Source organism: Pseudomonas brassicacearum (assembly GCF_003732265.1).
GTDB lineage: Bacteria > Pseudomonadota > Gammaproteobacteria > Pseudomonadales > Pseudomonadaceae > Aquipseudomonas > Aquipseudomonas brassicacearum_D.
In genome coordinates this window covers 1-509 of the sequence record NZ_MOBK01000394.1, presented here as the reverse complement: position 1 = coordinate 509, position 509 = coordinate 1, and the positions used below count along the sequence as shown (strand labels likewise).

Genomic DNA, 509 nt, shown 5'->3' with positions numbered 1-509 from the left:
GTTATTGCAACTGTTCCGCGCGCGTCGCTGTGATGCGCTGATCGTCGCCAGTTGCCTGCCGGCCGGCGATGACAGCTATCGGCAGCTACAGGCCAAAGGTCTGCCGATCATCGCCATCGACCGGGTCATGGAACCCGAGCACTTCTGCTCGGTGATCAGTGACGACCGCGAAGCCAGCCTGCACCTGACCCAGAGCCTGCTCGATCCGCAACCGAAGCAGATCGTACTGCTTGGCGCCCGTCCGGAACTGAGCATCAGCCAGGAACGTGCCGCCGGTTTCAAACAGGCTCTGGTCGATTTCAAAGGCGAAGTGCTGGTCGAACACGCCGAATCCTTCAGCCGTGAGTGCGGCAAGCAACTGATGGAAGAACTCCTGCAGCGTCTGGGACATTTGCCGGATGCACTGGTGACGACTTCCTACGTACTGTTGCAAGGCGTATTCGATGCGCTGCATGACTTCCCGCTGAAATCGCGGCCACTGCGCCTCGGCACCTTCGGCGATACGCAGT

The 509-nt window shown here is 60.3% G+C and carries 1 protein-coding gene; it reads left to right on the top strand.

Going from position 1 to position 509, the window contains the following annotated elements; all coding sequences use genetic code 11:
- On the top strand, nucleotides 1-509 hold a 509-nt coding region (locus BK660_RS31900; protein ID WP_148057545.1), incomplete at both ends, for a substrate-binding domain-containing protein.